The 8,970-nt window shown below is 69.0% G+C and carries 1 protein-coding gene; it reads left to right on the forward strand.

The annotated features are described in order from the left end of the window. Positions 1–8,970: amino acid adenylation domain-containing protein (locus tag AC1D1G_RS36655; RefSeq protein ID WP_477955963.1), on the forward strand; the 8,970-nt coding region annotated here is incomplete at both ends.

Below are 8,970 nucleotides of genomic sequence, written 5' to 3' on the forward strand. Positions count from 1 at the left end.
GTCAATGCCTACGTCTACGAGTCAGGGGGCGCCCCGATCCTGCGCGCCACCTGGGTGTATCCGCCCGGTGTGCTGCCGGCGGCCGACGTCACCGAGCTCACCGAGCTGTGGACCGAAGCGCTCACCGCCCTCGCCGACCACATCAGCCGACCCGGCGCCGGCCGGCTCACCCCCAGCGACCTCGACCTCGTCCACCTCGACCAACCCGCCCTCGACGCACTCCACCACCACTACCCCACCCTCACCGACGTCTGGCCCCTCACCCCCTTGCAGGCCGGTCTCCTGTTCCACCACGAACTGACCAGCCAGGCCCTCGACACCTACGTCGTCCAACTCGTCCTCGACATCGACGGACCCCTCGATCCCGACCGTCTCCGCGACGCCGCGGACACCCTTCTCGGCCGTCACCCGAACCTCCGCGCCGCTTTCGGACACACTCACGACGGCACCCCGATTCAAATCGTCACTCCTGCAATACTTCCCTGGAATCACCACGATCTCCGCGCCGAGCGTGACGCGACGGTCGCTCACGACATCGTCACCGCCGACCGCACCACCGCGTTCGACCTGACCGCGCCACCCCTGCTCCGGCTCACGCTCATCACGCACGGACCGACCCACCACCAGGTCGCCCTCACTCATCACCACATCCTGCTCGACGGCTGGTCGACGCCCCTTCTCCTGCACGAACTCCTCCAGTTGTACGAGCACCACGCCGACCCCGGCGCTGTGCCGCGACTCCTCCCGTATCGCCGCTACCTGGAGTGGCTCACCCAGCAGTCACTCGAGGAGAGCCGGGCCGCGTGGGCCGACGTCCTCGACGGACTGGAAGGACCCACGATCCTGGTGCCGTCCGCGCGCGGCCGCATCCCATCCACTTTCCCCGAGGAGTATCGGGTCTCGCTGTCAAGGGAGCACACCGATGCGTTGCGGACCGTGGCCCGCACCCACGACCTCACCCTCCACACCATCATCGACACCGCCTGGGCCCTCGTCCTCGCCACCCACACCGGCACCACCGACATCACCTTCGGCACCACCGTCTCCGGACGCCCACCCCACATCCCCGGCATCGAAACCATGATCGGACTCTTCATCAACACCATCCCCGTCCGCATCACCCTCCACCCCACCGACACCCTCACCACCCTCCTCACACGCACCCACACCACCCACACACAACTCCTCGACCACCACCACCTCCCCCTCACCCACATCCCCAACCCCCACGCCACCACCTTCGACACCAWCACCGTCCACGAGAACTACCCCCACCACACCACCACCCCACCCACCGACCTCACCATCACCACCACCTCCGCCACCGACGCCACCCACTACCCCCTCGCACTCGCCACCACCACCGACACCACACTCCACCTGCGGGGCATCTTCCAGCTGTCGGCATTCGACGCCGACAGCGTCGACGCGATCCTCGGACAACTGGCGCGTGTGCTCGTCGCCATGGGATCCGACGCGTCCCTGCCGATCGCCCGCCTGAACCTGCTGGATGCTGCGGAGCAGCGAGCCGTGGTGCCCGCCCGGGGTGGGGCGGCCGAGGAGCCGCGGACCCTGGGCGCGATCCTCGCGGACGCCGCCGAGCGCTCGCCCGACGCCGTCGCCGTAGACGACGGGGCCCGCCGGCTGACGTACGCCGAACTCGAGGCCCGCGCATTGCTCCTTGCCGACCGTCTCGTCGAGTCGGGCGTGGGTCCGGAAAGCGTGGTCGCCATCGCGATACCGCGGTCCCTCGAGTCAGTCCTCGCCGTCTGGGCCGTCGCCGGAACCGGCGCCGCGTTCATGCCCGTCGACCCGACGTATCCGCAGATCCGCATCCAGCACATGGTCACCGATTCCGGAGTCCTCGTCGGGCTCACCACGAGCAGCCGTCGCGACGCGCTGCCGGACACCGTCACATGGATCGACATCGAGGGCACGGGTGCCGGCCGGCTACCACACACCCGTGATTCGGAAGCTCGTCCGGCGCCCACGATCCGCCCCGACAATGCGGCGTACCTGATCTACACATCCGGGTCCACCGGGGTTCCGAAAGGGGTGGTGGTCGGTCATCGTGGATTGAACTCTCTCGCAACCACGTTGCGCGAGCGTACCGGGGTGACCGCAGCGTCCCGGGTGGCGCATTTCGCGTCTCCCAGCTTCGACGCGTCGGTACTCGAGTATCTGCTCACGTGGTCCGCGGGAGCCACGGCGGTGATCGTGCCCACCACGATCTACGGCGGAGATGAACTGCGTCGGCATCTCGCCGACAGCCGGGTGACCCATGCTTTCCTGACCCCCACGACGCTGGCCACCCTGGACCCGGGGCGCCTGGACGACCTCGAGTGCGTCGTGACCGGCGGGGAGAAGTGCACCCCCGAGGTGATCCGCCGGTGGTCTCCGCACTGTCGACTCATCAACGCGTACGGACCGACGGAAAGCACTGTGGCGGCAGATATCTCGGACGATCCGGCCGCCGACGGTGCGAATGTGATCGGTGGCCCGATCCGCGGCGTCACGGAGGTCGTACTCGACGCTCGGATGCAACCGGTCCCGATCCGGGCCCGGGGTGAGTTGTACATCGCGGGCGACGCGATCGCCCGCGGATACCACGGCAAGCCCGCACTCACCGCCACCCGTTTCGTCGCCGATCCGTTCGGCCCGCCGGGCGGTCGCATGTATCGCAGCGGTGATGTCGTCCGCTGGAACACCGCACGCGAAGGGTCTGCCGTCCTCGAATACCTGGGTCGCAGCGACTCGCAGGTGAAGGTTCGTGGGTACCGGATCGAACCCGGCGAGATCGACGCGGTGCTGTCGGGCCATCCGGCGGTCACGTTCAGCGCGACACTCCCCTCGACGGGCGGCCCGGACACAGGCGGCCAGGACGCGACACTGGTCTCCTACGTGACGACCACCGGCGCGGCCGGACCCCGCGAACTCCGCGACTACCTGGCCGGTCGGCTTCCCGCACAGCTCGTTCCGTCCGCGGTCGTCGAAATCAACGTGATTCCGCGGACGCCGTCGGGCAAGCTCGACCGCGACGCACTCCGCGCCCTCCGATCCACCCCGCTCCCCGCGCAGGTGTCGGCGGCCACCCCACTCGAACAGACCGTCGCGGAAACCCTCGCCGCGGCACTCGATCTGTCGAGTCTGGGAGTGGACGACGACTTCTTCGCGGCGGGTGGAGACTCTCTGACGGCGACCCGGGCCGTCGCCCGTGTGAACGCGAGCCTGCACACCGACCTCGCCGTCCGGAGCCTGTTCGAGGCCTCCACACCGCGCGCACTGGCGCGACTGCTCCTCGACGACACCGGATCTGAACCCCGCCCCCCGTTGACCGCCGCCGCGGAAGAACCGGAGTACGCACCGTTATCGCCAGCCCAGCAACGCATCTGGTTCCTCAACCAATACGACACCACCACCCCCACCTACAACATCCCCCTCACCCTCCACCTCACCGGCCACCTCGACACCACCGCCCTCCACCACGCCCTCACCGACCTCATCCACCGCCACCAACCCCTCCACACCACCTACCCCCTCCACCACGGACACCCCACCCAACACATCCACCCCCACCCCACAACCCCACCACTCACACCCACCCCCACCACCGAAACCCAACTCCCCCACCACATCAACACCGACACCACCCAACCCTTCGACCTCACCACCGACACCCCCCTCCACACCCACCTCTACCAACTCGACACCACCCACCACACCCTCACCCTCGTCCTCCACCACATCGCCGCCGACGGCCACTCCCTCACCCCACTCACCCACGACCTCACCACCGCCTACACCGCCCACACCCACCACCAACCACCCCACCCCACACCCCTACCCCTCACCTACACCGACTACACCCACTGGCAACACCAACTCCTCGGCACACCCCAGCACCCCACCCCCACCACCCAAACCCACACCACCTACTGGACCACCACACTCACCAACCTCCCCGACACCCTCCCCCTCCCCACCGACCGACCCCGACCCACCCACCGCACCCACCACGGCGAGTCGATCCGCTTCGAGATCCCCGCCGACGTACACCACCGCCTGCGTGCGCTCGCGCGGAGCACCGGGGCGACCACATTCATGACTCTGCATGCGGCCTTCGCGGTCCTCCTCGCCCGCCTGTGCGACACGGACGACGTCGTGATCGGCACCCCCGTCGCCGGCCGCCCCGATCCCCGGCTGGACCAACTCGTCGGCATGTTCGTCGGGACGCTCGTCCTCCGGACCCCGGTCGGCTCGGCCGATTCGTTCCGCGAAGTGCTGACCAGAACCCGCGACGCGGACCTCGGTGCATTCATGCACGCCGACCTGCCCTTCGAGATGCTCGTCGACGTGCTGGCGCCGGAGCGGTCCACGACGCACACACCGTTGTTCCAGGTCCTGATCGACTATGGGACCGAGGTACCACTCCGCCTCGAGCTGCCGGACCTGACGGTGACGGTCGCCGAGGACGCTCCGCCCCTCGCGAAGTTCGACCTTCAGCTCACCCTCCGCGAACATGCGGACCCCGCACACCCCGGCCTGTCGGCCGCGTTGACCTATGCCACCGACATCTTCGACGGCACCACCGTCGAGAGTGTCGCGGTACGCTTCCTCCGGCTCCTCGACTCGGTGACCGCGGACCCCGGCCGGCCAGTCGGGGACGTCGACCTCCTCGACGACACCGAACGGGCCACGCTGACGACCGGGTGCAATGCCCTGCGCCATGCCGATAATCCCCCTTCGCCCGTGGCGGAACCAGCCGAGGCCACACTCGCCGACCGGTTCACTCGGTCCGTCCACCGCTTCGCCGGCGAACCGGCGCTGACCGATGCCGACGAAACGCTCACCTACGCGGCACTCGGTGCCCGCGTCTACCGACTCGCCCGGCATCTCGTCGAACTGGGCGCCGCCCCCGACACGGTCGTCGCCGTGGCACTGCCACCCTCGGTCGAGCTGGTCGTCGCCCTGCTGGCCGCACAGCAAGCGGGAGCCGGTTACCTCGCTCTCGACGTCGGTCACCCGGCGGACCGGCTCGACGCCGCGATGTCCGACGCCGCCCCGGTGTGTCTCGTCTCCTCGACCGATCACGCGGCCCGCTTGCGGCGGGACCTTCCCACGGTGCTCGTCGACGACGCGGACACACGCACGCACCTGATGGGTCTGTCGCCGGAACCGATCACCGATCCGGAGCGACGGGCCGGGCTCACCCCCGACGCGGTCGCGTACGTCGTATACACCTCGGGGTCGACCGGACGCCCGAAAGGTGTCGTGGTGACACACCGCAATGTCACGACGCTGTTCGACAACACCCGGCCTGCGTTCGACTTCGCCGAGACCGACGTGTGGACGCTCTTCCACTCGGCCGCCTTCGACTTCTCGGTATGGGAGTTGTGGGGCGCCCTCCTGCACGGTGGCCGCCTCGTCGTCGTCGACACCGTCACCGCACGGTCACCCGACGAGTTCCTGGGCCTGCTCCGCCGGGAGCGGGTGACGGTCCTGTGTCAGACTCCCACCGCGTTCGCCCAGTTGGCCACGGCGGAACGGAACCAGCCGACCGACCTGGCGTTGCGGTACGTCGTCTTCGGCGGCGAAGCCCTCGAGCACGGTCACCTCGTCGACTGGCTCGACCGGCACGAATCCACCCGACCCCAGCTCGTGAACATGTACGGCATCACCGAGACCACCGTGCACGTGAGCAGGCATCCCCTCGGCGATACCCGTCCCGCTGCGCGGTCGGTCATCGGCCGGGCGATTCCGGGACTGCGCGTGTACGTCCTCGACCGGCGGCTCCACCCCGTACCCACCGGAGTGACCGGCGAGATGTACGTTGCCGGGAACCAGGTCACCCGTGGGTACCTGCACCGATCCGGGCTGACGGTGACCCGGTACGTGGCGGACCCGGCCGGGCGCGGAGGACGCATGTATCGCACCGGCGACCTCGCACGCTGGAACGCGCAGGGTCAACTCGAGTTCCTCGGACGTAGTGACGCCCAAGTTCAGCTGCACGGCTACCGGATCGAGCCAGGAGAGGTCGAGGCCACGCTCGTCCGCCACCCGGATGTCGCACAGGCCGCGGTGTCGGTCCGTTCCGACGACCGAGGCACCGAGCGCCTGTTCGGGTACGTCGTACCCGCCCGGGACGGTGAACAGACGAGGGCTGTCGACATCGAGCGGGTCCTCGGCTTCGCCCGGACGACTCTCGCACCGCAGATGGTGCCGGCAACGCTGGTGGTCCTGGACCGCCTGCCGCTGACCCCGAACGGCAAGCTCGATCGCCGGCAGTTGCCCGCACCCGACTTTGCCGAACGCGTCTCCACGGGTCGCGCTCCGGCGACCGCGACGGAGATGGCCCTCGCCGAGGTTTTCGCGGAGGTCCTCGGCGTGCCGTCCGTGAGCGCCGACGAGTCCTTCTTCGCAGTCGGTGGCGACAGCATCATGGCCATCCAGTTGGTGGCCCGCGCCCACGAGGACGGTGTCTTCCTCACTCCCCGCGACGTTTTCGAGCACCAGACCGTGGCCGCCCTCGCCGAGGTGGCGGCCACCCGGAACCCGGACGTGCTGGCCGAGCTTCCCGGCGGTGGCGTGGGGACCGCACCGCTCATGCCGATCGCGCGGTGGTTGCTCGAGCGCGGTGGCAACCTCGACACGTACTGCCAATCGGTCCTGCTCACCGCGCCACCTGACCTGGACACCGACACCCTCACCGCCACCGTGCAGACAGTCCTCGACCACCACGACATGCTCCGAGCCCGACTGCGACGCGGAACATCAGACCAGGACACCGTCCTCGAAATCCCACCGGCCGGAACAATCGCGGCCGCACCCCTCATCACCCACGTCGCGGTCGAGACGGACCCGGACAACGACCTCGCCGCGATGGCACGCACGCAACTCGACGCCGCAACACACCGACTCGACCCCGAAAACGGGATCATGCTCCAACTCGTCTGGCTCGACCCCCGCACCCAACCCGGACACCTCCTCMTCACCATCCACCACCTCGCCACCGACGGCGTCTCCTGGCGCATCCTCATCCCCGACCTCGCCACCGCCCACCACGCCCACACCACCGGCACCACCCCCACACTCCCACCCGTCACCACCAGCGCCCGCCGCTACKCCCACGCCCTCACCGACACCACCACCCACCACACCCACGAACTCCCCCACTGGCGCCACATCCTCACCACCCCCGACCCCCCACTCGGCACCCGACCCCTCGACCCCACCCACGACACCGAACACACCACCACCCACACCACCACCGAACTCCCACCCCACACCACCCACACCCTCCTCACCACCCTCCCCACCACCTACCACTGCGGCATCGACGACGCCCTCCTCACCGCCCTCGCCCTCGCCGTCACCACCTGGCGCCACCGACACCACACCCCCACCCACACCCTGCTCGTCAACATCGAAGGCCACGGCCGCACCGACCCCCACATCCCCGGCGCCGACCTCACCCGAACAATCGGCTGGTTCACCACCATCCACCCCGCCCTCCTCGACCTCACCGACATCGACCTCCACGACGCACTCACCGGCGGACCCACCACCGGACACGCCCTCACCACCATCAAAGAACAACTCCACACCACCCCCGACCACGGCACCGGATACGGYCCCCTCCGATACCTCAACCCCCACACCGCAACCCAACTCCGCAACCTCCCCCAACCCCAAATCACCCTCAACTACCTCGGCCGGTTCGACCACCCGCCGTCAGGTCCGGAGGCGGGCTGGATGCCTGTGACGGATGTGGATCTCGGCCGACGACCCGACTCGGACCTTGCCGCTGCCGCCGTCCTGACAATCGATGCCGCGACGGTCGTCACGGAGGGCGTTGCACGGCTGACGGCGACGTGGTCCTACGCCGCCGGTGTCCTTGCCGCGACCGATGTCGACGACATCGCCGAGCTGTGGACCGAAGCGCTCACCGCCCTCGCCGACCACATCAGCCGACCCGGAGCCGGGCGGCTCACCCCCAGCGACCTCGACCTCGTCCACCTCGACCAACCCGCCCTCGACGCACTCCACCAGCACTACCCCACCCTCACCGACGTCTGGCCCCTCACCCCCTTGCAGGCCGGTCTTCTCTTCCACGCCGAACTCGGCGGCCCCGCTGCCGACGCGTACGTCGTCCAACTCGTCCTCGACATCGACGGACCCCTCGACGCCGACCGTCTCCGCGACGCCGTGGCAGCCTTGCTCGGTCGTCATCCGAACCTGGGCACGGCCTTCACTCACACGGCGGACGGCACACCGGTACAGGTCGTCACGACCACTGCTCTCGCCTGGGCGCACCACGACGTCACCACCGCACACCGTCCCGCCGAAGAACTCGGCGACATCGTCAGCGCGGACCGCGCCGCGCCGTTCGACCCGGCCGAGCCGCCTCTCCTGCGATTCACCCTCGTGACGACCGGCCCCGACGACCACCACCTGGTGCTCACCAACCATCATCTGGTACTCGACGGCTGGTCCACCCCACTACTGCTGCACGAACTCCTCGAGCTCTATGAGCACCACGCCGATCCCGATGCTCTTGCGCCGGTGCCGCCGTACCGTGATTTCCTCGAATGGCTGGRCACACGCGACGTCTCGGCGTCCGTCGCCGCGTGGGGTCGTGCGCTCGAGGGTGTCGAGGACGCTACACGGCTCGCACCGGGTCTCGATCCTCACCGGGTTGCGGGTCCCTGCGCGGAGCGCGTGGTGGCACTGACGGCCGCGGAGACGGATGCGTTGCGGACCGTGGCCCGCACCCACGACCTCACCCTCCACACCATCATCGACACCGCCTGGGCCCTCGTCCTCGCCACCCACACCGGCACCACCGACATCACCTTCGGCACCACCGTCTCCGGACGCCCACCCCACATCCCCGGCATCGAAACCATGATCGGACTCTTCATCAACACCATCCCCGTCCGCATCACCCTCCACCCCACCGACACCCTCACC

This window comes from Rhodococcus sp. P3_B8 (genome assembly GCF_056402775.1).